This window comes from Corynebacterium sp. HMSC30G07 (assembly GCF_001806945.1).
Lineage (GTDB): Bacteria > Actinomycetota > Actinomycetes > Mycobacteriales > Mycobacteriaceae > Corynebacterium > Corynebacterium riegelii.
Genome location: NZ_KV786473.1, coordinates 40,971 through 41,290, shown reverse-complemented (window position 1 = coordinate 41,290; position 320 = coordinate 40,971). Strand labels below are relative to the sequence as shown.

The 320-nt window shown below is 60.0% G+C and carries 1 CRISPR repeat array.

The annotated features are described in order from the left end of the window. Position 1 precedes the first annotated feature (1 nt). A CRISPR array of direct repeats spans positions 2 to 320; the repeat unit is 26 nt; unit sequence GTCCTTTACGGGACGGCCTTTCATTG.

The window sequence follows — 320 nt, the reverse complement described above, 5'->3', positions numbered from 1 at the left end:
CGTCCTTTACGGGACGGCCTTTCATTGAGGGCTCCTTATGGGCGTGAGTAAACCCCCGCACCGTTTGGTCGCCGTCCTTTACGGGACGGCCTTTCATTGAGGGGCGTTGTTGGCACTCATGGCGCTCTACACCACCTTGGTCGCCGTCCTTTACGGGACGGCCTTTCATTGAGGGGTCTTCCTGGCTCATATCCAGGGCAAGCCTGGCGTTTCGGTCGCCGTCCTTTACGGGACGGCCTTTCATTGAGGGCTCGACGAAAAGTACGCACGCAGCATCGACCCCGCGACGTCGCCGTCCTTTACGGGACGGCCTTTCATTG